Annotated in this window: 26 protein-coding genes; 4 read left to right on the top strand and 22 right to left on the bottom strand. The window is 55.7% G+C overall.

Annotated elements, in window-relative coordinates; all coding sequences use genetic code 11:
* Nucleotides 1-107 precede the first annotated feature (107 nt).
* From ucpA to AC3ITF_RS06590, 5 genes are all read right to left on the bottom strand, one after another.
* Entirely contained in the window at nt 108-899 is a 792-nt protein-coding gene (gene ucpA, locus AC3ITF_RS06610; protein ID WP_096756244.1) for an SDR family oxidoreductase UcpA, read from the bottom strand.
* A 198-nt stretch (nt 900-1,097) separates the two neighbouring features.
* Nucleotides 1,098-1,997 carry a porphyrinogen peroxidase gene (gene yfeX / locus AC3ITF_RS06605; RefSeq protein WP_096756243.1) on the bottom strand — a complete coding sequence of 300 codons (900 nt, stop codon included), beginning with the start codon at nt 1,995-1,997 and terminating at the stop codon, nt 1,098-1,100.
* A 93-nt stretch (nt 1,998-2,090) separates the two neighbouring features.
* Nucleotides 2,091-2,666, bottom strand: a complete 576-nt coding sequence (locus AC3ITF_RS06600) for an RpoE-regulated lipoprotein (protein WP_489176249.1) — start codon at nt 2,664-2,666, stop codon at nt 2,091-2,093.
* A gap of 60 nt (nt 2,667-2,726) precedes the next feature.
* Nucleotides 2,727-3,176: a DUF2919 domain-containing protein gene (locus AC3ITF_RS06595; RefSeq protein WP_115257824.1), complete on the bottom strand. Its 450-nt coding sequence runs from the start codon at nt 3,174-3,176 to the stop codon at nt 2,727-2,729.
* The gene (locus AC3ITF_RS06590; RefSeq protein WP_096756240.1) at nt 3,163-3,588 is read right to left on the bottom strand and encodes a GNAT family acetyltransferase; all 426 of its coding nucleotides are present in this window, start codon (nt 3,586-3,588) and stop codon (nt 3,163-3,165) included. The genes AC3ITF_RS06595 and AC3ITF_RS06590 overlap by 14 nt, the downstream gene beginning before the upstream one ends.
* Before the next feature lie 212 nt (nt 3,589-3,800).
* On the opposite strand from AC3ITF_RS06590, the gene amiA reads away from it, so the two are divergent.
* Nucleotides 3,801-4,670, top strand: coding sequence for an N-acetylmuramoyl-L-alanine amidase AmiA (gene amiA, locus AC3ITF_RS06585; RefSeq protein WP_117343548.1), 870 nt, complete (start codon nt 3,801-3,803; stop codon nt 4,668-4,670).
* A 2-nt stretch (nt 4,671-4,672) separates the two neighbouring features.
* Nucleotides 4,673-5,590 carry an oxygen-dependent coproporphyrinogen oxidase gene (hemF, locus tag AC3ITF_RS06580; protein ID WP_117343547.1) on the top strand — a complete coding sequence of 306 codons (918 nt, stop codon included), beginning with the start codon at nt 4,673-4,675 and terminating at the stop codon, nt 5,588-5,590.
* An 87-nt stretch (nt 5,591-5,677) separates the two neighbouring features.
* On the opposite strand, the gene eutR is transcribed toward hemF, so the two are convergent.
* From eutR to eutS, 17 genes are all read right to left on the bottom strand, one after another.
* Nucleotides 5,678-6,730: an HTH-type transcriptional regulator EutR gene (gene eutR, locus AC3ITF_RS06575; protein ID WP_489176248.1), complete on the bottom strand. Its 1,053-nt coding sequence runs from the start codon at nt 6,728-6,730 to the stop codon at nt 5,678-5,680.
* A gap of 48 nt (nt 6,731-6,778) precedes the next feature.
* Nucleotides 6,779-7,324 carry an ethanolamine utilization microcompartment protein EutK gene (gene eutK / locus AC3ITF_RS06570; RefSeq protein WP_096756236.1) on the bottom strand — a complete coding sequence of 182 codons (546 nt, stop codon included), beginning with the start codon at nt 7,322-7,324 and terminating at the stop codon, nt 6,779-6,781.
* A gap of 11 nt (nt 7,325-7,335) precedes the next feature.
* Nucleotides 7,336-7,995, bottom strand: coding sequence for an ethanolamine utilization microcompartment protein EutL (gene eutL / locus AC3ITF_RS06565; RefSeq protein WP_096756235.1), 660 nt, complete (start codon nt 7,993-7,995; stop codon nt 7,336-7,338).
* A 9-nt stretch (nt 7,996-8,004) separates the two neighbouring features.
* On the bottom strand, nt 8,005-8,901 hold the full coding sequence (gene eutC / locus AC3ITF_RS06560) for an ethanolamine ammonia-lyase subunit EutC (RefSeq protein ID WP_489176247.1): 897 nt from the start codon (nt 8,899-8,901) through the stop codon (nt 8,005-8,007).
* Between the two features lie 20 nt (nt 8,902-8,921).
* A complete protein-coding gene (gene eutB, locus AC3ITF_RS06555; protein ID WP_096756233.1) occupies nt 8,922-10,283 on the bottom strand; it encodes an ethanolamine ammonia-lyase subunit alpha in 1,362 nt (453 codons plus the stop codon).
* 11 nt (nt 10,284-10,294) lie between these two features.
* Nucleotides 10,295-11,698 (bottom strand): ethanolamine ammonia-lyase reactivating factor EutA, encoded by a 1,404-nt coding sequence (gene eutA, locus AC3ITF_RS06550; protein WP_489176246.1) that lies wholly within the window; start codon nt 11,696-11,698, stop codon nt 10,295-10,297.
* Nucleotides 11,695-12,942 (bottom strand): ethanolamine utilization protein EutH, encoded by a 1,248-nt coding sequence (eutH, locus tag AC3ITF_RS06545; protein WP_182269377.1) that lies wholly within the window; start codon nt 12,940-12,942, stop codon nt 11,695-11,697. The genes eutA and eutH overlap by 4 nt, the downstream gene beginning before the upstream one ends.
* A gap of 123 nt (nt 12,943-13,065) precedes the next feature.
* On the bottom strand, nt 13,066-14,253 hold the full coding sequence (gene eutG / locus AC3ITF_RS06540; RefSeq protein ID WP_115257818.1) for an ethanolamine utilization ethanol dehydrogenase EutG: 1,188 nt from the start codon (nt 14,251-14,253) through the stop codon (nt 13,066-13,068).
* Nucleotides 14,243-15,082 carry an ethanolamine utilization protein EutJ gene (eutJ, locus tag AC3ITF_RS06535; RefSeq protein WP_096756229.1) on the bottom strand — a complete coding sequence of 280 codons (840 nt, stop codon included), beginning with the start codon at nt 15,080-15,082 and terminating at the stop codon, nt 14,243-14,245. The genes eutG and eutJ overlap by 11 nt, the downstream gene beginning before the upstream one ends.
* A gap of 12 nt (nt 15,083-15,094) precedes the next feature.
* Nucleotides 15,095-16,498, bottom strand: a complete 1,404-nt coding sequence (locus tag AC3ITF_RS06530; RefSeq protein ID WP_096756228.1) for an aldehyde dehydrogenase family protein — start codon at nt 16,496-16,498, stop codon at nt 15,095-15,097.
* An 11-nt stretch (nt 16,499-16,509) separates the two neighbouring features.
* Nucleotides 16,510-16,797, bottom strand: coding sequence for an ethanolamine utilization microcompartment protein EutN (gene eutN / locus AC3ITF_RS06525; protein ID WP_096756227.1), 288 nt, complete (start codon nt 16,795-16,797; stop codon nt 16,510-16,512).
* A 121-nt stretch (nt 16,798-16,918) separates the two neighbouring features.
* Nucleotides 16,919-17,212 (bottom strand): ethanolamine utilization microcompartment protein EutM, encoded by a 294-nt coding sequence (gene eutM, locus AC3ITF_RS06520; RefSeq protein ID WP_005121908.1) that lies wholly within the window; start codon nt 17,210-17,212, stop codon nt 16,919-16,921.
* A gap of 38 nt (nt 17,213-17,250) precedes the next feature.
* Nucleotides 17,251-18,267 (bottom strand): phosphate acetyltransferase, encoded by a 1,017-nt coding sequence (gene pta / locus AC3ITF_RS06515; RefSeq protein ID WP_181517990.1) that lies wholly within the window; start codon nt 18,265-18,267, stop codon nt 17,251-17,253.
* A complete protein-coding gene (eutT, locus tag AC3ITF_RS06510) occupies nt 18,264-19,067 on the bottom strand; it encodes an ethanolamine utilization cob(I)yrinic acid a,c-diamide adenosyltransferase EutT (RefSeq protein ID WP_115257815.1) in 804 nt (267 codons plus the stop codon). Before eutT ends, pta begins: the two co-directional genes overlap by 4 nt.
* 9 nt (nt 19,068-19,076) lie before the next feature.
* Complete coding sequence (gene eutQ / locus AC3ITF_RS06505; RefSeq protein WP_115257814.1) at nt 19,077-19,790, bottom strand: ethanolamine utilization acetate kinase EutQ; 714 nt, start codon at nt 19,788-19,790, stop codon at nt 19,077-19,079.
* Complete coding sequence (eutP, locus tag AC3ITF_RS06500; RefSeq protein WP_096756223.1) at nt 19,768-20,247, bottom strand: ethanolamine utilization acetate kinase EutP; 480 nt, start codon at nt 20,245-20,247, stop codon at nt 19,768-19,770. The genes eutQ and eutP overlap by 23 nt, the downstream gene beginning before the upstream one ends.
* Nucleotides 20,248-20,259: 12 nt before the next feature.
* Nucleotides 20,260-20,595: an ethanolamine utilization microcompartment protein EutS gene (eutS, locus tag AC3ITF_RS06495; RefSeq protein ID WP_096756222.1), complete on the bottom strand. Its 336-nt coding sequence runs from the start codon at nt 20,593-20,595 to the stop codon at nt 20,260-20,262.
* A gap of 123 nt (nt 20,596-20,718) precedes the next feature.
* Here eutS and AC3ITF_RS06490 point away from each other — a divergent pair, with 123 nt between their 5' ends.
* Both AC3ITF_RS06490 and tssI read left to right on the top strand, forming a co-directional pair.
* Nucleotides 20,719-20,880, top strand: coding sequence for a hypothetical protein (locus AC3ITF_RS06490; protein ID WP_186805276.1), 162 nt, complete (start codon nt 20,719-20,721; stop codon nt 20,878-20,880).
* 100 nt (nt 20,881-20,980) lie between these two features.
* Nucleotides 20,981-23,206 (top strand): type VI secretion system tip protein TssI/VgrG, encoded by a 2,226-nt coding sequence (tssI, locus tag AC3ITF_RS06485; protein WP_489176245.1) that lies wholly within the window; start codon nt 20,981-20,983, stop codon nt 23,204-23,206.
* The last annotated feature ends 1 nt before the right edge of the window (nt 23,207 follow it).

The following is a 23,207-nucleotide window of genomic DNA, read 5'->3' as shown; positions in this document are numbered from 1 at the left end:
CGGGAGTAAAAGGAGTAACGGTTTTATATACCGTTTGATGATTTGAAAGTTGAAAAGAGAATAAGAGGTAACTCCTCCCCTGTTCGCGGGGAGGAGACAGGCATCACTCAGACGCCGACGCTAACGCTTTCTGGCAGGGTACTGCCGCCATCGATCACGTTCTGCGTGCCGGTTAAGTAGCTGGACTCATCAGACGCCAGGAACGCCGCCAGTTCACCGACTTCAAGCGGACACGCCAGGCGACGCAGCGGAATGGCTTTTGCCATTTCAGTTAACACTGATTCCGGATCGTCCGGGTTAGACTGACGCGCGATATTTTCCGCCATTGGCGTACGGACATAGCCGGGGCAAATCGCATTAACGCGGATGCCGGATTGCGCGTATTCCACCGCCAGCGATTTGGTTAAGCCGATAATCGCGGCTTTTGACAGTGCATAGGCCGTTTCCCCCGGATCGGCGACCATATCGCCGGTGACGGATGACATCATCACAATGCGCCCATCCTTGCGAGCAACCATCTCCGGCAGAACGGCTTTCGTCACGTTCCAGACACCTTTGATGTTGATATCAATATGGAAATCGCGATCTTCATCGCTCATTTCAAGGAAGCTGCCGAGACGGCATACGCCTGCGTTGTTGACCAGAATATCAATTTTGCCCTCAATGTTCTTCGCGCGTTTTACCGCCGCCGTGACAGAAGCAAAATCTCTGACGTCCGCATGAACTGCTGTACAACGGTGACCGCGTCCAACAAGCTCATCCGCCAGTTTTTCAATCTCATCGGAGATATCCAGCAAGATCAGGTTCGCACCGTGGCGGGCAAATGTTCTGGCGATCCCTTCGCCAATACCCTGAGATGCGCCCGTAATCAATGCTGTTTTGCCCGTGAGTTTTCCCATTTCAATATTCTCCTTTTGAATATGAAGCATCCGCTTCATTCACGCAGAAGATACAGCATTAACAAATCAGTGCTGCGAAATGGCTCACTAAATCAGGTTAATTTCAGGTAAAAAAAATCCCCGACGGTGCGGGGAGATGTATTTTACGCCAGTGTGTAGTCCGGAGAAGGCGTTATGCCACCATCCGGCAACTCACTCTCACAGCGCCATTAAGCGGTCCAGCGATGGCGCAAAATAATAGCCGCCGGTCACCGGCTTGGTGAAGCGCAGCATGGCGTCACGTTTACCGTCGGTGTCGCCGAACATGCTCAGCAGTTGCTGCTCAATATTGTGCAGGCGCGCGCAGTAAGCGCAGAAGTACAGACCGTGCGTACCGCTGGCGGTACCGTATGGCAGGCTCTGGCGGACAATTTTCAGCCCTTTACCGTCTTCTTTCAAATCTACGCGGCTCAGGTGAGAGGTGGCCGGGCGATCGTCGCCGTCGATCTCTTCGTTAGCTTCTTTGGTGCGACCAATCATCATTTCCTGATCGTGGATGCTCATGCGGTTCAGCTGCTTCAGGTTGTGCTCCCAGCGCTGCACGAACACATAGCTACCACCCGCATCCACGCCATCTTTGATAACCGCAACGTCACGACGCGTCTCTTCCCCGGCCGGGTTTTCCGTACCATCAACGAAGCCGCTCAGATCACGCTCTTCGACCCAACGGAAACCGTGGATCTCTTCTTTCACGTCGATGCAATCACCAAAGGCGTCCATGGCCGCCTGCGCAACAGAGAAATTCACGTCATGACGCAGAGAAAGAATGTGGATCAGCACGTCATACTGCGTTGCCGGGGCCAGACCTTTACCGTAAGGGATAAAGTCCTTTAACTCTTCAGCCCCTACGCCACCGCTCAGCGTGCGCCAGGTTTTGTTACCGAAAGCCACAACCGCGCCCAGATGTGCATCCGGGAATTTTGCTTCAAAGGTCGCCAACTTATCAGCAAATGTTTTGCTGGCAGCGCGCAAAGCCTCAACGTCGCCTTTTACATTGGCTTCAATCCAAATCGCCGCACGGCAATGTTCTGGCAAAATGCCACTCTGAACCTGAGACATTGTTCCTCCTGAAAAAAAGATGCCACGACCTCGTGGCATTGATGGGCGTTATTCTACCTGTTTTTTTAGTCTGTCGATTTGTTCAGACGCAAATTAACGCCGCCAGATAATTTTGCTTACTTTCCAGTCTTTCAGCGTATCGTCAGACGGCATTATGCCTTCAGGACCGCTCCACTCACCGGAAAAAATGTAGCTAATATGCTGACTTCCCTCATCTTTACACTCAACACCTGCACTATCATCGCCGGTCGCTTTCTGGCAATTACCGAACGCTTTGGTGTAAAGGTCACTAAACGGTGTACCGATTTCTGCACCGGACGCTGACTCAATATCGCCGTCCAGTACATCAATACGGCTGATGGTCCCCCCATCGCCAGTGATCACCATCGCCAACTTATCTTCTTTCATTGCTTCAAAAAAGCGCACCACATTGCCGTTGTCGGTCTTCATCCCGCTGCGCAGGCGATAATCTCCGTCCAGCGCATCGGCAATGGCTTTCTCATCCAGCGGCGTCGCAGCAGTGAGTTGTCCCACCCCCTGCTCGGTGACTTCCGTCGAAGAACCAAACCAGTTCCACGGATTTGCGGCGGACCAGTTCACCGACGAGAGCGTCGAGCAGCCAGTCAGTACCAGCGGCATCGCGCATAACATCAAACGCAGCGATTTCATCTCACATCCTTTCTTTATTAATTAACGTTGCTTGGAGTCCGGCTTCATAAAAAAGTGCCGTTATTCTTTTTCGATGGCAAAACAGGCACGTAAACGCGGGTTAGTCAGTAGCCAGACCAGGGCGACAACATCGGCTACCAGCAGCGCCAGCCCAACGCCATTGACCGGATCGCCCCCCAACCACAGCAGTGGCTGCCAGCAAAGCAACGCCAACTGGGCCAAAATCAGTAATCCGCGCAGCCAGCGCCACAGCGCAGGAAATGCAAAACGCCGCCCGCTGAGTAAAAACGCCAGCACTGCCGGAACGCCTGGGAGCAATCCCAGCCAGAATGCATCGTGATCGGGGTAAAACAAATTCAGTAAGGTGTTTCCCTGCTCGCGAGAAGATCCCGCAATCACAAACAGCACCCACGTGCGCGCCTGAAGCAGCAGCACGCACCAGAACAAAACAGGGAGGCGCAGACGCCCGTGACCGTCATAGTCGGCGGGATGAAACTCAGTACTCTTCATCTTCAATCAAGCGCTTGCCCAGATTGAGTACGTCAGCATGTTCATATCCCAGACGTTCATACATGCCCAGCACGATGTCATTGTCGTCACGCACCATAATTTGAATCTTCGGACATCCGCGGGCAATGAGCTTTTTCTCCAGCCGGCTTAGCAGTGCATTCGCAATGCCACGAGCACGAAATTCAGGGTGTACGCCAAGATAGTACGCTGAGCCGCGATGACCGTCGTAACCCCCCATCACCGTGCCAACGACTTCACCGTTCACCTCAGCGACCAGGAACAAGCTGACGTCGTGATTCACCTTGCGCTCAATATCCATTTCCGGATCGTTCCATGGACGCAGCAGGTCGCAGCGCTCCCAGAGGGTGATAACCTCTTCGAAATCTTCCTGGCGAAATACGCGTATCTCCATGGTATTGAGACCCTTTTTAGCCCTAAAAATAGTGATTATGGCGTGAACAACTGATTAAGCCAATATCTGACGCGAAGCGGCGTAAAAAATGGCATAATAGGCAACTGTCACGTATTGAAATGAAAAGTAAAACAATTATTATCCCGATCCGTCGCAACGGACTACGCGATACGATATAACATCTGGAACTTATTTATTACAACTCAGGCCGTATGAGCACTTTTAAACCACTAAAAACTCTCACATCGCGCCGCCAGGTGCTGAAAGCCGGGCTGGCTGCCCTGACGCTGTCAGGTATGTCGCCAGCTATCGCTAAAGAAGAAGCGCTAAAAACCAGCAATGGTCACAGTAAACCGAAAGCGAAAAAATCAGGCGCAAAGCGCGTTGTGGTTCTCGATCCGGGTCACGGTGGCATTGATACCGGGGCAATTGGTCGCAACGGTTCGAAGGAAAAACACGTGGTGCTGGCGATTGCCAAAAACGTGCGCTCCATCCTGCGTAGCCAAGGGATCGATGCCCGGCTGACCCGCTCCGGCGATACCTTTATTCCGCTTTACGACCGCGTCGAGATCGCCCACAAGCACGGTGCCGACCTGTTTATGTCCATCCACGCCGACGGTTTTACTAACCCCAGCGCGGCGGGGGCGTCGGTCTTTGCTCTGTCTAACCGCGGCGCCAGTAGCGCCATGGCAAAGTATCTGTCCGATCGTGAAAACCGCGCGGATGAAGTCGCCGGGAAAAAAGCCACCGACAAAGATCATTTGCTGCAGCAAGTGCTGTTCGATCTGGTTCAGACCGACACCATTAAAAATAGCCTGACCTTAGGGTCGCACATCCTGAAGAAGATCAAGCCAGTACACCGTCTGCACAGCCGCAGTACAGAACAGGCCGCCTTCGTGGTACTAAAATCGCCGTCCATTCCTTCGGTGCTGGTAGAAACCTCATTTATTACCAACCCGGAAGAAGAACGCCTGCTGGGCACCACGGCATTTCGGCAGAAAATTGCCACCGCCATCGCCAATGGCGTTATCAGCTATTTCCACTGGTTTGATAACCAGAAAGCCCACTCGAAGAAACGTTAATCATGAAGCCCGATGCCCAGCGCGTTAAACAGTTCCTGCTCAGCCTGCAGGATGATATTTGCCAGCAACTGTCTGCCGTAGACGGCGCTGAATTTGTTGAAGATAGCTGGCAGCGCGAAGCGGGTGGCGGCGGACGCAGCCGGGTGCTGCGTAACGGTGGGATTTTTGAACAAGCGGGCGTGAATTTCTCCCATGTCCATGGTGACGCGATGCCAGCCTCGGCGACAGCACATCGACCAGAACTGGCCGGGCGCAGTTTTGAAGCGATGGGCGTGTCACTGGTGGTGCACCCGCTCAACCCGTACATTCCCACCAGTCATGCTAACGTGCGGTTTTTTATCGCCGAAAAACCCGGTGCCGATCCGGTTTGGTGGTTTGGCGGTGGCTTTGATTTAACGCCCTACTACGGCTTTGAAGAGGACGCCGTTCACTGGCACCGCACGGCGCTGGAGCTGTGCCAGCCGTTTGGCGATGACGTTTACCCGCGTTACAAAAAGTGGTGCGATGACTACTTTTTCCTTAAGCATCGGAACGAACAGCGCGGCATCGGCGGACTGTTTTTCGATGATTTAAATACCCCGGACTTCGACCACTGTTTCGATTTTATGCGAGCAGTTGGCACAGGCTATACCGACGCGTATCTGCCGATCGTTGAGCGGCGCAAAGCGATGAGTTGGGGTGAGCGCGAGCGCAACTTCCAGCTTTATCGTCGTGGACGCTACGTGGAATTTAACCTGGTGTGGGATCGCGGCACGCTGTTTGGTCTACAGACTGGCGGGCGTACGGAATCCATTCTGATGTCGATGCCGCCGCTGGTGCGCTGGGAGTATGACTGGCAGCCAGAAGCGAACAGCCCGGAAGCCGCCCTTAGCGAGTTTATTCAGGTGCGCGACTGGGTGTCATTGCCTGATGGCGGCTAACGCCTTATCCGGCCTACAACTTCAATAATGGCACCGTCCCGTAGGTCGGATAAAACGCGAAGCGTCGCATCCGACTCAATAATCTCATCACGCCCACTGGCGCATACGCTGATGCAGCGTGAGCGACGGTTTCTCGGCAAACAGCTGCTGGTAATCGGTGGCAAACTGCCCTAAATGCCAGAATCCCCACTGCATCGCGGCATCTTTTACCGTCATACTCTGCGACCACGGGCTGATAAGCTCACGGCGGACTGCGTTCAAACGAATGCGTTTTAACCAGGCATTCGGCCCGATCCCCAGGATCGCATGGAAGGCATTTTGCAAGGTTCTTCGGCTGACATGCAGCTGATTGCACAGGTCGAGCACGGTCAGCGGCTCCGACATATTTTCCAGCACATATTCGCGCGCACGCGACAGCAACCGACGGTAACTCTGATGGCTGATACTCTCGGCGGTGATGATCGGCTGGGCTTCATCCAACATGGTACCCATCGCCAACAGCAGATTATCCCCTAACACTTTGCGCACCGCAGGCTGGCGAAGATTTTCAGGATTCTCGCTAAACGTCGCCAGCGCCTGTTGCACAAAGCCCCACAACGCTGCTTTGTGTTGTTCTTTTACTTCCAGCGCCGACTGGTTGCGCAGCATATGCAGCACCCTTTCCGGGTTGTGCAGGAAGTTAGCCTGACGAGCGATCGCCTCTTCAGAGATCACGACGCCAAGAATGGTGTAGTCATCCGGCGTACTCAGCTCAAATTCCGTCCCGCCCGGACGGGTGGCAATTTCAGCGCTACCCAGACATTGGGTGCCAATAAACCCCTGTTCGCCGCGCGTAGCCGGAATGCCAAACCAGAATGAATTTGGCCAGACGAGACAGGACTGACGCAGCGCCAGACCGGTGTATTCACGGAACACCTGAATATCATCAAGCAGGATTTCAGTGAACTCGCCATGAAATTTACCTGGATGCAGCTGGTCGTAGATCTGCTGCCAGGCGGTAATGGTCAGCGCGTGCTCATACACATCCGTTGTTCGCCGCTGATGAACATTGTCCACTTCCACTTTCGGCGTAAGTTTAACGTCTTCGGGTAATACTTCATGATAAAGATGGTGCAGGTTTGCAGTACGTTTCTTTTTCATGACCTTTGAAGCCGGAAGCTTCACTGAAGCCCCCGGCCCTCCGACAGGTTAATTTTTTAAGCGATAGCGACTACTGCGTTTACGCAACGCTCCGGCAGAAAAGAGCTGTTCCAGCGCAATTCTGGCTTTATCAAGTGACCAACCAAAGTGCGCGGCCACTTCCCCTGCCGTCATTCCCTGACGGACCGATGTTAACAGCGCCAGTAATTCGTCAGAGGATTCAGAGGACACCGGTGCTTCCTGCGTCTTCTCTGTTTTCACGTCTGATGTCACTTCCGGCTTCGGTTCTGATTTCTTCGGTTCTGGTTTTTTCGGCTGGCGCGTAAAACCGCCGATCAGCCACTGGGTGTCATCATCCGGCCGTCCTATCTCCTTGCGGCTGATAACACGTCCTGTACGCGCAGCAGCAGCACAACCGGCATCCAGCGCTGCACGACACGCCGCCAGATCGCCTTCCACCACCAGCGTCAGCCTGCCAGGATCGAGCACCTGGTGGCTAAGCAGACGCACGTTCGCGGCTTTCAGCATGGCATCCGCCGCGTCTACAGCAGCCACCATGCCATCCACTTCCAGTAATCCCAGTGAATTGATCATTGCAACCTCTCTTACGCGCGCTGGACAGGATTACGGGCAATATCCAGAACAGCATCAGCGAAGGCGTTACAGGCTGCTTTACAGGCGGCCTGGCTACCGGTTAAAAACGCCGCCGAGTAGTTGGTTTCTGACGGTGGCGGCACGTAGGTAACGATCTGTACATCGGCAGATTTCAGCGCAGCATCAATCCCGTAGGTTGCTTCTAATGGCGGAGCCACCAGATAAGCCATCGGATCGCCCAGTACGCATCCCGCCGTAGCAGAAAGGTATGAACCGGTACGCGATACCACGTGTGCCAGGAAAGCCGTATTTTCTGCATCATTGGCCCACTGGAACGCGGCGCCATTTTCAATATTGGCCACCATCGCATCCAGACCCGCGCGAACTTCCGCCGGGTTAGGTCCACCGAGCATAATCAACACTTCACCTGCCGTTGGAGAAGGTCCGTGCGCCGCACCGGCATACAGCGAGCGGCCATAAACCACTTCGACCATTGCCTGTTTTGTCGCTTCGTCTGCGGCAATATACGCCACGTCATCAGAGTCTGCTGTGATGAGTCCGAGGCTACGTATATGTGGCGGTAATTTAAGTTCGCGGGCAAAACCGTCATTTACCGAGGCAATCACGCGCATGGCGGTAACTGAAGGTCTAATCAAATCTAATGCTGGCATGATGCCTCCTTAACGGGTCATGTTGATGCCGGACGCTTTTTGCTCCAGCATGCGTTTGGCCAAATCCACGATTACCGCAGCCGCTTCGACCGGTGGCGTACCGCCCTGGTGAATGTTGGAAATACAGGTTCTGTCGGCCTCAACGGTAGTCGCCACGCGCGGTGAATAGACGGCGTAGCAGGAAAGACTTTCCGACTGGCCTAAGCCCGGACGTTCACCGACCAGCAGGATCACCGCTTTCGCACCCAGCAGCTCGCCAATCTGATCTTCGATTTTCACACGGCCATAGCGGACAAAGAACGGCGTGCCAACCTTCAGCCCAGCCTGTTTTAATCCAGACAACAATGGCGGCAGAATCTCTTCGTAGTTGGCAGTGATGGCATCCGTAGACAGGCCATCAGAGATAATCACCTGGACATCCGGGTTCGCCACGCACTGGGATTTCAGCGCTTCAATCGCTTCCGCACTCAGACGACGGCCCATGTCCGGGCGGGTCAGGTACAGATTTTTGTCACTGATTTCCGAGCGCACTTCCAGCAAGCCTTGTGCTTTCACCCACTCTTCCGGCACCTCTTTCAGCACGGTATCTTTCGAGCGTGAGTGGTCAGCCAGGAAGCGCAGCAGCGCCTGGGTACGCGGACGAGGGCCAGCACGACCGGTACAGACACGTGCAGCGGTGCTGCGACGCAGCTCCGTCAACACTTCTGCGCGGTGCGGGTTTTCAACGCCAATCCACGCTTTCGCTTCCGGCGATCCTAAATCCATGGCACAGCTTTCGCCCGTTGGTGCGGCGCACTGCGTGGTGCTGCATTTCACTTCCGCTGACGGCGCTTGAGCCTGCGGTTGTGACTCACCCATTGACGCCATTACGCTGCGTACAATTTCTTCAATCTGTTTTTGATCCATCGTGTGTCATCCCCGCGTCATCAGAAGAACAGTGACGGATCGCCCGCCCGTTTGGTCAGGCGACCGTTTGCCATAATGCCCATGTTTTCCAGCCAGCGTTCAAACTCCGGCGACGGACGCAGGTTCAGCAACTGGCGCACAGTCGCGGTGTCGTGGAACGCGGTGGTCTGATAGTTGAGCATGATGTCGTCACCGAGCGGCATGCCCATGATGTAGTTGCAGCCTGCAGTGGCGAGCAGAATCATCAGGTTTTCATTGAGGTTCTGGTCAGCATCGGCATGGTTGGTGTAACAACAGTCACAGCCCATCGAAATGCCGCTCAGCTTGCCCATGAAGTGATCTTCTAAACCGGCGCGAATAATCTGGCGGTCATTGTAGAGATACTCTGGCCCGATAAAGCCGACAACGGTATTCACCAGGAACGGATCGTAGTGGCGTGCCAGCCCGTAGTTACGCGCTTCCATCGTCACCTGATCGGCACCGAAGTTAGCGCCAGCAGAAAGCGCAGACCCCTGCCCGGTCTCAAAGTACAGGCAGTTTTCCCCGGCGATACGGTTGAATTCAGCGCCCACTGCACGCGCCTCGTCCAGCATCGCCAGCTCAACGCCGAACTCTTTCAAGCCTTTCTCGCTACCGCAGATACTCTGGAAAATCAGCCCGCCCGGCGCGCCGCGACGAATCGCTTCGATCTGGGTAGTAACGTGCGCCAGCACGCAGCCCTGAGTAGGAATGTTGTATTTGTCGATCACGCCATACACGGTGTCGAGTACGCGACTTAAGTTCTCCACGTCATCGGTTACCGGGTTAACGCCGATCACCGCATCGCCCGCACCGAAAGAAAGCCCTTCGTAGATTTGCGCGGCAATACTCTGCACATCGTCACGGGTGTCGTTCGGCTGCAAACGGCAGCTGAAGGTGCCCGGCAAGCCGATCGTGGTGTTGGCTTTTTTGATCACCGGCATTTTTTTACCGCCGTAGATCAGGTCCGCGTTGGAGCAAATTTTTGCCACCCCAGCGACCACTTCTGACGTTAACCCTTTGCGCATAAACGCAATGTCATCGACAGAGGTTTCATCACTCAACACGTACTCGCGCAGCTCACTGATGCTCCAGTTTTTGATGCGGTTATAGGCCGTTTCGTTGACGTCATCCTGAATCAGACGCGTGACGCAGTCCTCTTCATAGGAAATCACCGGGTTGTTGCGAATATCCGCCACCGTCATTTCCGACAACACCTGTTTGGCCGCCACGCGCTCCTGTGAGCTTGTCGCGGCGACACCTGCCAGCACATCCCCCGAACGCAGTTCGTTGGCTTTGGCCAGCACCTCTTTTACATCCTTAAACTGATAAACATTGCCGAACAATGTGGTCTTTAGTTTCATAAGTCGTTCCCTCAGGAAGGAAATGCGAGTGATTTCACCGTCACCGGCACAACCGATCCGCCAAAAAGAGGCGTACCAATGTCGATATAGTCCCCCGCCCGGACAATCACCTCATCGATGACCGCCAGCGGGTGTTGCTGTAACTGTGGGCGTAACAGCATGCCCAGGGCTTTACCAAAATCCTGCTCGGCTACCACCAGCAGGGGATGCGGATTCGGATAACGCGCGACAAAGGCCAGCAGCGCGTCGATGACCGTTAACAGCGCGGCATAGCGCACCGGCAGCGACCCGGGCAGCGCCAGCACATAGGCGTCTGTTTTCGGATCAAGATCGAGCTGCATCAACGCCTGCTGCCAGGCCGCCACCAGATCAGCCTCATCAACCGGGATCGCCACCGGCAGATTGCGCAGCGGAAGTGCCACGCCTTCCAGCCAGATGGTACTGCCCGACAGCGACAGCGTATGCGCCCCGGCGCCAATCACCGTGGCGCGCACGGTTTGCGCCGGAAACTGCACGTTCATCTCACGCAAGCGCGGATGTTCATGCAGCGCCGTCGCCAGCAGCGGTCCAATGTCAGAAAAACAGAACGGATCGGCAGGCTGGTTGCGGTAGCACTCGCCCACTCCTCCAGAAAGCGTAATTACATCCGGCTTCATGCCCGCAGGCAGTAAACCGGTTTGCATCAGCGCCTGCGCCAGGACAGAAGGCGTGCCTTCAATCACTTCCACGATCAAATTCGCCATTCGCCGCGCAATCTGAACAAGCTGTGCGGCATTGAGCGTTCGGGCGTCGGTACCGGCACCAAAAACCTCGTCGACGATCATCTGTCCCGGCTGGTGCGCATGGACAACATGTCCCTGACCGTCGGTTTCCAGCAGTCGTCCCCCGACGTTCAGGCAGGCTGAACCGCTGACTTTTCCGGCATCGAACAGTACGTAGTTCGAGGTGCCGCCACCGATGTCGATATTCAGCACGCGGCACAAACGCTGTTCAGACAGGGTTTGTGCACCGGCGCCGTGACCGGCAATCACCGATTCCAGATGTGGACCGGCGCTGGCCACCACGAAGTCGCCCAGAGACTGGGAGAGCGTCATCACTGCCGGACGGGCGTTGCGGGTTTTCGCGCTTTCTCCGGTAATGATGATCGCGCCGGAATCAACCGTTTCCGGCGCAATACCCGCCGCCTGATACTGAGCCAGGATCAGCGCTTTAAGTTCAGCCTCTTTCAACCCGCCCTGCTTATCGACGGGTGTGAAGAAGACCGGGCTTTGCCAGCTAATTTCGCGTTTGATAAATTCGTAGCGCGGCACCTGCGACACTGCCGCACGGTTAACCAGCTCAAGGCGGGAGAAGATCACCTGAGTGGTGGTGGTGCCGATATCGATACCGACGCTCAGTAGCTGGCGAGTATTCACGATTGCGCCTCCGCTTTTGCTTCTGCAGTTTCCGCGTCAACAACGGCCGGAACATTTTCGTCTTTTGGCACCAGCATCATCGCTACGCCAATCGCCGTCACACCACCAATCAACTTGCCGACAATCATCGGGAAGATCATGGCGTTCATGTTCGCGGCGGCAAAACCTAAGTGGTCACCCAGAGCGAAGGCTGCAGAGACCGCGAACGCGCAGTTGATCACTTTGCCGCGGGTATCCATATTTTTCATCATGCCGAACATCGGGATGTTGTTCGCCAGCGTTGCCACCATACCCGCAGCGGCGATATTGTTGATTTTCAGCAGGTTGCCGACACTCATTAGCGGTTTTTCAAACCAACGGGTCAGCAGCAGTACCATCGGGTAGGCACCCAGCAGCACGCAGGAGATAGAACCGATCACTTCGATGGCGCGCATCACTTCGCCGGGCTTATCACCCGCAGACATGAAGATAGGATCGAGACCCGGGATCAGCTCCCAGCCAAGCAGGAACTTAATGACCGCCGCCGCCAGGCCGATGGTGATCAGCGCCACCAGGAACTTGGCGAAGATCTGGAAGCCGTTAATCATTTTTTCCGGGATAAATTTCAGCCCCAGCGCCACCAGGATGGCGACGATCAGCACCGGAATCATGTTCATCAGAATCAGCGCGAAGGTGAACTCCACCGGTTGCCCGTTGATTTCAACCCCGGAGTACATTGCCACCAGACCGCCTGCGATACAGCCAACCGGAATGGTCACGATACCGGCCAGTACGCCCAGAGCCAGATAACGACGGTCTGACGGTTCAATAATTCCCAGCGCAACCGGGATGGAGAAGACCAGCGTCGGCCCCATCATTGCCCCGAGGATCAGGCCAGAGTACAGCCATGCGGCCACGTCGCCACCCGCCAGTTCTTTCGCCAGGAAGAAGCCGCCCATATCACACGCCAGCAGCGTTCCGGCAAACATTGACGGGTTCGCGCCCAGCATTTCATACAGCGGAATAATTACCGGTCCGAGCACATGCGCCAGTACCGGTGCCAGCGCAGTCATACCGACCATCGCCAGACCCAGTGCGCCCATCGCCATAAAACCTTCTTCAAACTGACCGCCCGATCCCTCGATGCTCTTACCAAACTTACCGAGGAAACGCGCTGAACCACCGAACTGCGACAGGATCCTGTCCACGGCGGCAATCAGCATAAAGAACATCATGATGTACATGATGATTTCGTTAATTCCCATAGCCCTATCTCCATTTGCCAGGTGCTTAGTAGGCCTGATAAGCGCAGCGCCATCAGGCAATGATGTCGCGTTGTTGCCGGATGGCGGCGCGAACGCCTTATCCGGCCTACTTCCTGGTATGCCTTATTGTGCCGCCGCGTACAGGTCGATAATCTGTTCCTGCGTGGCGGTGCGTGGGTTGCTGCGTATACAAATATCGTTCAATGCGGCTTGCGCCCAGGTACTGTAATGCTCAGGTTTCGCGCCCACGTCAGCGAGCCGTTTGGTCTGGCCCACTTCGGCGATCAGCTCAATAACCGCGCTGATAGCGTCACGATCGTCTGATTTCTTATTGGTTAACGCCCGCCCGATGTGGCTGAAGCGTTCACGACACACCATGCGGTTAAAGCCCATTACCGTAGGAAGCAGCATGGCGTTAGCCTGCCCGTGTGGGATGTGCAGCGCAGCACCCGGCTGGTGCGCCATCGCGTGACACAAGCCCAAACCTGCGCTGGAAAAAGCCATCCCCGCCATACAGGAAGCCAGTAACATGCTTTCACGCGCCGCCAGGTCATGGCCATAGCCCACCGCTTTCGGCAGCGACTTGCCAATCATCGCGATCGCGCCAATCGCCAGGCTGTCGGTAAACGGTGTCGCGTTCAGCGCGCTGTAGGCTTCCACGGCGTGGGTGAGTGCATCGATGCCGGTCATTGCCGTCACGTGCGGCGGTACGCCTTCCGTTACCGCCGCATCGAGAATGGCGACGTCCGGCATCAGCGTGGCGTGGGCCAGCACTTTTTTCAGTCCGGTGGCAGCATCGATAATCACCGTGACGTTGGTGGTTTCTGACCCGGTCCCGGCGGTGGTTGGCACGGCAATCAGCGGTAAACGAGGACGCAGCACGCTGTTTTCCGTCATGTCAGCCAGCGTTTGCGTTGGGTTGGTTACCAGCAACGCGACGGCTTTGGCGGCATCCAGTACCGAGCCGCCGCCGAAGGCCACGACGCCGTCACATTTTGACTCGCGCAGCTGTGCCACCGCCGCGCAAACATCAGTGATGCACGGCTCACCGACCGGACACGGCCACAGCGTCATCGCCACGCCTTTCATCGCCAGGCTGCGCTCCAGTGAGGCGGTCATTCCCGCTTCATGCAGGAAGCTATCCACCATAACGAACATGTGCGTCAGCCCGCGCGTTTGCGCTTCCTGCCCGCAGGTGCTGAGCGCTCCCAGTCCACATAGCGTGACCGGTGGAACGCTGAACGTTTTTACGCGTTGCAGATTCAGGGCATCGAATGCCTGAAAGAGCGCGGTCTGCAATTCAGCTTGCATAGATTCCTTCCGCTTTTACTTTTCCGCTATTGGCAATCGCCAGCGGGGTCATAAACAGACTGTGCTGCGGTAAATGTACCTGCAGCTCCGGGAAACGCTTACGGAACAGCTCATCAACCCCCGGCTGCATACAGGACCCACCGGCCAGCCATAAATCCATGACGCCCTGCCCGGCAATATGGTGGGCGACAATTTCCGCCATCTTTTCGTAAACCGGCTTCACCACCGGCCAGATTTCTTTGCCGTTACTGCGCTTGTACTGCTCGGCTTCTTCCAGTTGAATACGACGGTTCCCGGCCAGCGTCAGAGAAATGTGATGCCCGCCGGTCGCTTCGTCGGCGGAATAGGTCACTTTGCCCTGCTTCACGATGGCAATACCGGTCGTCCCACCGCCGATATCCACCACGCCTGCGTTATCCAGCTGAAGTAGATCCGCCACGGCGGTGGGCTCATCCAGCACATGGCTAACCTCAAGTCCGGCAGACTCCAGCACGTTAATGGAGATACGCGGGTCCGTTCCTGGCGGGAACGAGGTTGCCGCGTGGGTAAAGCGGCAACCCAGTTGTTGTTCGAGCGTATCGAGATGGCGACGAACAATGGTCACTGCACCGAAAAAATCCCAGACGATGCCGTCACGCACGACGTCGGCCCAGTCCAGACAAACCGCAACCGGCTGTCCTTCACTGTCGACAACCATCGACACCACATCACAGGTCCCCAAATCAACGCCGAGCCACAGCGGTGAATCACTCGCGGCCGGCGTCTGGTTACACAGCGTTGCTGCTTTTTGCAGTCTGGGTGTGAGCCACAGTTGTTCGTCATGCGCCATCTCTTTCACTCCTTATACGATGCGAAACGCATCCACCAATACACAGCGACGCAGGCGGACAAACGTGCGCGCACTGGTCACCCCTTCCCCGGTTGGCGTAGTAATGGTCATGGTGGTCCAGCCTTCACCGCCAAGCCCAAGACCGGCAATGCACGGTCCGTTCTTGACGAAAATGCTGGTATCGATGGCGTTAGCCATACGGTTCATGTTATCGATGTTGCGTGAGTGCATCGCCGCCGTATGGTGGCAACCACCTTCAAGCGTGACCGCCAGCGCAATGGCTTCGTCAACGTTAGCCACCCGCACCACCGGCAGCACCGGCATCATCAGTTCAGTTACCGCAAATGGATGTGTGGCTGAGGTTTCGACGAACAACAAGCGGGTTTGCTCCGGGACATTCAGGCCGATCGCCGCGGCGATTTTGGCCGCATCGCGCCCGACCCAGTCACGGCTAACCGTGCCTTTACCGCGTTCATCGACGTTTTTCATCAACACCGGCTGCAATTGCTCAGCCTGAGCTGCGGTGAGCTTGACCGCGTGCTGACCTTCCATCAGACGCATCAGCTCGTCGGCAACGCTATCCACGACGATCAGGACTTTTTCATCGGCGCAGATGATGTTGTTATCAAACGACGCACCTTTAACGATGGACTGCGCGGCGCGCGCCAGATCGGCGGTTTCATCCACCACCACCGGTGGGTTACCCGCACCTGCGGCAATCAGACGTTTGTTGGTGTGCTTACGCGCAGATTCCACCACCGCTTCGCCGCCGGTCACCACCAGCAAGCCGATGCCTGGGTACTTGAACAGACGCTGAGCGGTTTCGATATCCGGATTGGCAACGGTCACCAGCAGGTTTGCCGGACCACCCGCAGCGACTACCGCCTGGTTAAGCAGACCGATCGCACGCTGAGAAACGCCTTTTGCAGCAGGATGCGGCGCAAAGACCACGCTGTTACCCGCCGCAATCAGGCTGATGGCGTTATTAATGACGGTCGCGGCCGGGTTGGTGGACGGCGTTACCGATGCCACCACGCCCCACGGCGCATTTTCAATCAGCGTCAGGCCGTTATCGCCGGTCAGTACCTGTGGAGACAGGCATTCCACGCCCGGCGTGCCGCGTGCCTGCGCCACGTTTTTGGCAAATTTATCTTCAACGCGTCCCATGCCGGTTTCACTGACGGCAAATTCCGCTAATTCTCTGGCGTGTTTTTCGCCTGCTTCACGAATGGCGTGAATGGCCAACTGGCGCATAGCGACGCTTTTCAGCTCCTGCTGTGCCAGTTTTGCTGCCGCCACTGCGTCATCCAGGGAGGCAAATACGCCCATTTCTTGAACGGCACTGACGGGTTGGCTGCTGTCTTTCATTTTCAGCAGCACCGCTTTCACGACCTGTTCAATATCCTGTTGATTCATGATTTTCTGCCTTATTTATGGAAGATCACCTGACCACCTGCCACCACTTCATCGACAATGCCAATCACGCACAGATCGACAGGCGATGAGTCACTACTGTGCGCCTGGCGGGCAGAGCTTCCACTGACCAGCAGCACCCACTCTCCGGTTCCCGCCCCGATGCTGTCGGTAGCAACAGCACACTGCCCGTCGGGATTTCCCTGAGCATCAATCATTTCCACCATCAGCAACTTGTCGTGCGCGAGCCCCTGATGGCGTACGGTACAAACAATTTGTCCTGTGACGATTGCCAGTTTCATACCCGCCTCCGTGGCATATTTCAGGTAAAACCTCCCCCTACCCTCCGCAGAAGGTAATGTGAAAAGGAGAGAGGGTGACGCCAGCTTTCTCTTAACAATCCAGTGGCGTCACATGGACGACTTACATATCGTTGCTGTCGCCTTTGAAGCTGATCGGGAATACTTCTTCCAGATCGCCATGCGGACGCGGGATAACGTGTACAGAAACCAGTTCGCCAATACGCTGCGCAGCAGCAGCACCGGCATCCGTAGCTGCTTTGCAAGCGGCCACATCACCACGAACCATGGCAGTACACAGGCCGCCACCGATCTGCTTCACGCCAACCAGTTTCACGCGTGCCGCTTTAACCATTGCGTCAGAAGCCTCAATCAGTGCAACCAGGCCCCGGGTTTCGATCATTCCTAATGCTTCCATTGTGTTTTCCTCTTAGTAGAAGGGGTCCAGAACGGGACCTAAACAACCAGTGTTTGCGAGGCGCTTTCACGACTCATTTCAGTCTGACGCGGCACAGCTGCCACCAACGCCAGTTCGATAATTTCCTGCACGCTACAGCCGCGAGAGAGGTCGTGAAGCGGTGCGGCAAGTCCCTGAATTAAGGGGCCTACGGCACGATACCCTCCCAGGCGCTGGGCGATTTTATAACCAATATTGCCTGCCTCCAGCGACGGGAAAACCATCACATTGGCATTGCCCTGTAGCGGACTGGCGGGCGCTTTTTGCGCGGCGACATCCGGTACAAAAGCGGCATCAAACTGCAGTTCACCGTCGACGGTAAGCTGCGGCGCGCGTTCACGAACGATGTCCGTTGCCTGCTGCACGTTAGCGACGTTGGGATGACGGGCACTGCCATTACTTGAAAACGACAGCATGGCCACTCGCGGCTCTTCACCGGTAATCGCCTGCCAGGTTTCCGCGCTGGCGATGGCAATATCCGCCAGCTGTGCGGCGGTCGGCTGCGGCACCACGCTACAGTCGGCAAATCCTAATGACGGTCCGAGATACTGCGGCAGCATCAGGAAAATCGACGACAGCGTTTTGCAACCCGCCTGCAGGCCAATGATGCGCAACCCTGCGCGCAGCACGTTTGCCGTTGACGACAAGTTGCCGGCAATACAGACATCGGCTTTACCGGCACTGACCATCGCAGCGGCAAACATCAGCGGATCGTTGAGTTTTTCCCGCGCATCCGGCGGCGTTTTTTCGCCCGCACGGGCCAGCCAGCGCAGGGCAAATTCTTCACGCATTTGCACATTGCTTTGCGGATCGACAACCTGAATACCGTCCATTGCCACGCGGTGACTGAGGGCAAACTGGCGCAATGCAAATGGGCTGGCGACGAGAATAGGGCGAGCCAGACCGTGCTGATGCAGGTAGTTCGCCGCTTTCAGCACTCGGACATCCAGCGCATCCGGGAACACCACCCGAGCAGGTGAACGTTTGGCGAGTTGGCGAGCGCGTTCAATAATCATGACTTCTCCCCTAATCGCTGTTGGATTTGGCTGATGCTCAGTGGATGCTTCGCCACGCTCAAAATCATCATTACGTAAACCGTACTCGAAAGACGGTTTAGCGCCTGCAGGATGTCTGGTCGCAACACATCAAAACCACGGGTGATAAACACCTGCGCCGCCACCGTTTCCGTTTCACGGACTTTGGTGCGCAGCAAATTAAGCAGTGCAGCATCACGACCGTGGCTGGCTTCCGGCACCAGATGGTCGTGGTCCAGGTAGCGCAGCGGTTGATGCGAGAGCCGGTGTAAATCTCCGTCGCTTAAGCCAACAATGGCCTGCGCATCCAGAGGTTCGTCCATGGCGTCGGCGCGCATAATGTTGCCTAAGCGCGAGCGGATATCCGCCAGCCACGGCTGCCACGGTTCGGCCAGCTCAATCTGTAACCACACGGCCAGCGCAATGGTGCTGTCCAGCGCCGCGCGAAATCCCAGGCGCGGGTCACTTTTGGCGACCATTTTGTCCGCTGTCAGATGCGTCAGCGTGTCAGGTTTCTTCGCCACCGGTTGATGACACAGCTCGCAGCTTGCCTGCGGGTGTGCATCGCTGCTGGTTAAACCATGCACCGGCTGCGGTTGCTGCTGCTCGTCGTCGATAAACAGGCTTCCCTGCTCATCGATAAACTTAATGCGCAGTCGACGACTGTCCAGCAACTCCCGGGCAGACGGCGTCAGGCGAGCATCAGCGGGGAGATGAATTTCAGCCCCTTCGCTAAGCGTATGATTCGCTCTGAGCCATGCTTCGGTAATGAAATCCTTCATACATCCGCCTTAGCAGGACTGCCAGTTCGCAGGCCAGGCCACATACAGGAACTTCACCGTCGTCGGCGTACCAAACTCAATGCTGGAACCTTTCGGGATAAACATCACATCCCCGGCCTTCGCAATCATGGTTTCGCCTTCATGACGAACGTGCAGCTCGCCTTCCAGAATCATGTCAATTTCGTCGTAGTTCAGCGTCCATGGGAAAAATGCGTTATCCCACTGCATAAACCCGGCGGCCATGCTGCTCCCGTCCTGATCAGTAACTAAGTCGGTTAAGCCGACACAGTGCGGCTGGGCGCCATCAAAACGGCCAAACTTGACGCTGCTGCCGTCAATGACTTTGACGCCACCTTTGCCGGTCACCGAGGCAAAGCTGGGCTGCATTCCGCCCTGCTCCAGCGACTGTTTCTCCTTCATCACTTTGTCCATCAGCTGCGCGACCAGGCTTTCGGTAAACTGTCCTTCCGGTAACTGCGCAATGATGGTTTCGCGAATACGCTGGCTTTCCGTTTTGCCGTCATCCGCAGCAGCAGGTGCTGCCGTAGACGTTGATACGACTGCCGGCGCAGATTCATCGCATTCAGTGATAGTGACGCCCAGCAGCGCCGCAACTTCGCGTGCTTCCGGGGTGATGATACTGGCGCGCAGAACAACCGATACGTCCTGTTCACCGCGTGCGTGGGCCGCACGAATATCGTTAGCTGTGATGAGTTTTTTCACCTGCCCTTTCCTCCTTTTGGCTGAGCTCAGTCAGATAATCCACCAGGTGCTGCACACTGCTTGGGTCATGGCTATTGAGCTCAAAAATCGGCTCCTGAAACCCTATCCCGCGAAGTAATTGTCGCGTTGCGGCGACATTGGCATCCGGCACATCCGTTTTGCTGATAACGGCGATTTGTCGTTTACTGGCGCCGATATCCAACAGCCCGGCAGGTAAGCGACTTTCTAAATCATTTGCCGCGTGTATATAAATCAACGTATCAACATCCTGCAGCGTGGTAATTAAGGCGTGATACCAGCGCGGATGGCTAAAATATTCTCCCGGAGTGTCGATATCGCCGTTTTCATTAAACTCGACAGCCTGTGTTTTTCTGGCGAGGGAATAATTCCCCTGGAGCGCATTAAAGAGCGTGGTTTTCCCCGCCCCCACCGTACCGACAAACGCAATACGTTTCATCGCCGCCTCTGATTAACTTTTTGTCAGGTTGCACAAAGTGAAATTTAATAACCGGCCCAGACCGCTCACCGTCTGGAGCAACGCCTCTTCCACTGCACCTACAGAGCCGTAGATCACCAGCGCGCCGCTGAATCTATCGAGAAAGCCGATATGTACATCCGCCGCCTTCATGGCTAAATCACCGGCAATCATCGCCGTTTCACCCGGCGTTAAGGTCATGATGCCGATAGCGCCAGACTCGGGAACGCCGATCTTTTTCGCCAACTCTTCACCGGGGTGCGCTATCAGATGCGCCAGCGTGACCTGTTTCCCCGGCACAAATTCCTGGATGATGCGTTCTTTTTCCATTGCTCACCGCCTCTGCTAAAACTGACCCCATCGTGGCAATTTTTCGTCAGAGTAAATAACAAAATTCGGCAACCAGGTTTAAAAGGTGAGGGAGATCACTAAGAAAGGGAAAATACAGAGAAGATGAAGATTGCTCGTTTAATTCAGGAATTAAAAACACACTCACTAAATGAAATCATTAACTTTAAGGAAAATTTAATCGAAGTATTTACAATAGTTCGTTTAAAAGGTGGATTCAGCAGTAAGCAACGCAAACTCGTAATGATGCTTTATCACCCAACCTAAACGTTTTCCGAAACTCAGCCAGACGACCCTTTCTGTTCTACCTGTACTGACTTTACTGGCGTATGGTGCCTCCCGGATGATATTTCGCGGAGAGATACTTATGTCACAGCAGGGACTGCGCTTTACGCTGGATGTGGATGGATTAGCGGAGACGGCAACCGCCGTCGTCAGCTTCACCCTCTACCAGAGTCTCTCCACCCCTTTTTTACTCCGTGTCGATATTGCCAGCGACCAGTCTGACCTCACCGCACCTGATTTTCTTGAAAAGAGCGCCACCCTCACCGTCTGGCAGGGGACAGTTGCGCAGCGCTACCTTCACGGCATCATCACCAGGGTGGAAAGCGGGGAAAACAACCGCTGGCAGATGAATTACACCCTGACCCTTTCTCCCCCGCTCTGGCGGGCAGGCCTGCGCCAGAACTTCCGTATCTTTCAGCAGCAGGATATCCAGGCCATTTCCTCCACCCTGCTCACTGAAAATGGCGTCACTGACTGGGTGCCTTCCTTCTATGAATCCCATCCGGCGCGGGAATTCTGCGTCCAGTACGGCGAGACCGACCTCGCTTTTCTCACCCGCCTGTGGGCCGAAGAAGGTATTTTCTATTTTGACTGGTTACACCCGACCGGTCCTGAACAAAAACTGGTGCTCTGTGATGATGTGGCCGGGGTTTCCACTCTGGGGGAAATGCCCTTTAACCCCGGTACCCGCGAAGTCTCCAGGGAATGCATCAGCTCGTTTCGCTATGAAGCCACCGTCAGCCCCTCTTCCGTGCAGAGTCAGGACTACACCTTTAAGGTCCCCGACTGGCCCGGATATTACGGCCATAAAGCCGACAACCTGAACGGGCAGTTGTCACAGTACGAGATTTTTGATTATCCCGGTCGATTCAAGGATGAATCGCACGGACAAAACTTCACCCGCTATAAAACAGAAGGCTGGCGCAACGGTGCCGAAACGGCAGCCTGTGTGAGCAATTCCCCGAAACTGTGGCCCGGAAAGCGCTTCACCCTGACCGGCCACCCTTCGCCCACGCTGAACCGGGAATGGCAGGTGACAGGCTGCGTTCTGAAAGGTGAGCAGCCGCAGGCACAGCATGGCAGCCAGGGGGAAGGCACCACGCTCAGCAATGCATTCGACGTGATTCCGGCAGACCGGACATGGCGGACCTCCCCCCTGTCAAAACCTTCCGTTGACGGCCCGCAGAGTGCTGTGGTCACCGGTCCGGCGGGCGAAGAAATCTTCTGCGACGAATATGGCCGGGTACGGCTGAAGTTCCTCTGGGACCGCTATCAGGACGGAACGGAAAACAGCTCCTGCTGGATACGGGTATCCCAGGCATGGGCCGGAGCCGGGTTCGGCAACCTCGCTGTTCCCCGCGTGGGCCAGGAAGTGATTGTCGACTTTCTCAACGGCGACCCGGACCAGCCCATCGTGATGGGTCGCACCTACCATGAAGATAACCGTTCTCCCGGAGACCTGCCCGGCACAAAAACACAGATGACTATCCGCTCGAAAACCTACAAAGGCGGGGGATTTAATGAACTGCGCTTTGAGGATGCGACGGATAACGAGCAGGTGTATATCCATGCGCAGAAGAACATGGATACCGAAGTGCTGAATAACCGCACCACCGATGTGAAAGTGGACCACACAGAAACCACCGGCAATAACCAGAGTATTACTATCGGACTCGGGCAGACGGTGAAGGTGGGTAAGGAGAATGCCGCAGGGCATGACCAGACCATCACCGTGGCACATGACCGCAGCATCACGGTACGTAATGACCAGACGCTGAAAGTGAAGAATGACCGGATGGTGAGCATCAGTCATGACGACGGGCTGTATGTGGCGAATGACCGGAAAGTGACGGTGGAAGGAAAGCAGGCGCATAAAACCAGCGGGGACCATATCAGCCTGGTGGAAGGCAGTCACAGTCTGGAGGTGAAGGGCGACCTGGCGCGGAAGGTGGCGGGTGCGCTGGGGATAAAGGTCCGGGGCGACATCGTGCTGGAGAGTAGCGGCAGCATCACCCTGAAGGTGGGCGGTTCGTTTGTGGTGATCCATCACGGTGGCGTGGACATCACGGGGCCGAAGATAAACCTGAACAGCGGGGGGAGTCCGGGTACACCGATATCGACACTGCAACCAACTGTGTTGAGGGCGCTGCCAGATGAGGACGGTGGTTCCGGGGATTCGAATGGGGAAAACGAATCAGATCAGACAACATCTGAGCCTGAATTAAACCATATGTTTGGGTCCATAAAAGGAATGGATGGCATTCAAAGTAAAGAGCTTGTATTCAGACCGTTTACTGAGGAGGAATAAA

The sequence above is a fragment of the Citrobacter sp. KH_055_1 genome, from assembly GCF_057838705.1.
This window is presented reverse-complemented; position numbering and strand designations above follow the sequence as displayed.

Coding starts and splice junctions, on each gene's coding strand:
- ucpA (WP_096756244.1), bottom strand. CDS start 899: ATGGGAAAACTCACGGGCAAAACAGCATTGATTACGGGCGCATCTCAG.
- yfeX (WP_096756243.1), bottom strand. CDS start 1,997: ATGTCTCAGGTTCAGAGTGGCATTTTGCCAGAACATTGCCGTGCGGCG.
- AC3ITF_RS06600 (WP_489176249.1), bottom strand. CDS start 2,666: ATGAAATCGCTGCGTTTGATGTTATGCGCGATGCCGCTGGTACTGACT.
- AC3ITF_RS06595 (WP_115257824.1), bottom strand. CDS start 3,176: ATGAAGAGTACTGAGTTTCATCCCGCCGACTATGACGGTCACGGGCGT.
- AC3ITF_RS06590 (WP_096756240.1), bottom strand. CDS start 3,588: ATGGAGATACGCGTATTTCGCCAGGAAGATTTCGAAGAGGTTATCACC.
- amiA (WP_117343548.1), top strand. CDS start 3,801: ATGAGCACTTTTAAACCACTAAAAACTCTCACATCGCGCCGCCAGGTG.
- hemF (WP_117343547.1), top strand. CDS start 4,673: ATGAAGCCCGATGCCCAGCGCGTTAAACAGTTCCTGCTCAGCCTGCAG.
- eutR (WP_489176248.1), bottom strand. CDS start 6,730: ATGAAAAAGAAACGTACTGCAAACCTGCACCATCTTTATCATGAAGTA.
- eutK (WP_096756236.1), bottom strand. CDS start 7,324: ATGATCAATTCACTGGGATTACTGGAAGTGGATGGCATGGTGGCTGCT.
- eutL (WP_096756235.1), bottom strand. CDS start 7,995: ATGCCAGCATTAGATTTGATTAGACCTTCAGTTACCGCCATGCGCGTG.
- eutC (WP_489176247.1), bottom strand. CDS start 8,901: ATGGATCAAAAACAGATTGAAGAAATTGTACGCAGCGTAATGGCGTCA.
- eutB (WP_096756233.1), bottom strand. CDS start 10,283: ATGAAACTAAAGACCACATTGTTCGGCAATGTTTATCAGTTTAAGGAT.
- eutH (WP_182269377.1), bottom strand. CDS start 12,942: ATGGGAATTAACGAAATCATCATGTACATCATGATGTTCTTTATGCTG.
- eutG (WP_115257818.1), bottom strand. CDS start 14,253: ATGCAAGCTGAATTGCAGACCGCGCTCTTTCAGGCATTCGATGCCCTG.
- eutJ (WP_096756229.1), bottom strand. CDS start 15,082: ATGGCGCATGACGAACAACTGTGGCTCACACCCAGACTGCAAAAAGCA.
- AC3ITF_RS06530 (WP_096756228.1), bottom strand. CDS start 16,498: ATGAATCAACAGGATATTGAACAGGTCGTGAAAGCGGTGCTGCTGAAA.
- eutN (WP_096756227.1), bottom strand. CDS start 16,797: ATGAAACTGGCAATCGTCACAGGACAAATTGTTTGTACCGTACGCCAT.
- eutM (WP_005121908.1), bottom strand. CDS start 17,212: ATGGAAGCATTAGGAATGATCGAAACCCGGGGCCTGGTTGCACTGATT.
- pta (WP_181517990.1), bottom strand. CDS start 18,267: ATGATTATTGAACGCGCTCGCCAACTCGCCAAACGTTCACCTGCTCGG.
- eutT (WP_115257815.1), bottom strand. CDS start 19,067: ATGAAGGATTTCATTACCGAAGCATGGCTCAGAGCGAATCATACGCTT.
- eutP (WP_096756223.1), bottom strand. CDS start 20,247: ATGAAACGTATTGCGTTTGTCGGTACGGTGGGGGCGGGGAAAACCACG.
- eutS (WP_096756222.1), bottom strand. CDS start 20,595: ATGGAAAAAGAACGCATCATCCAGGAATTTGTGCCGGGGAAACAGGTC.
- AC3ITF_RS06490 (WP_186805276.1), top strand. CDS start 20,719: ATGAAGATTGCTCGTTTAATTCAGGAATTAAAAACACACTCACTAAAT.
- tssI (WP_489176245.1), top strand. CDS start 20,981: ATGTCACAGCAGGGACTGCGCTTTACGCTGGATGTGGATGGATTAGCG.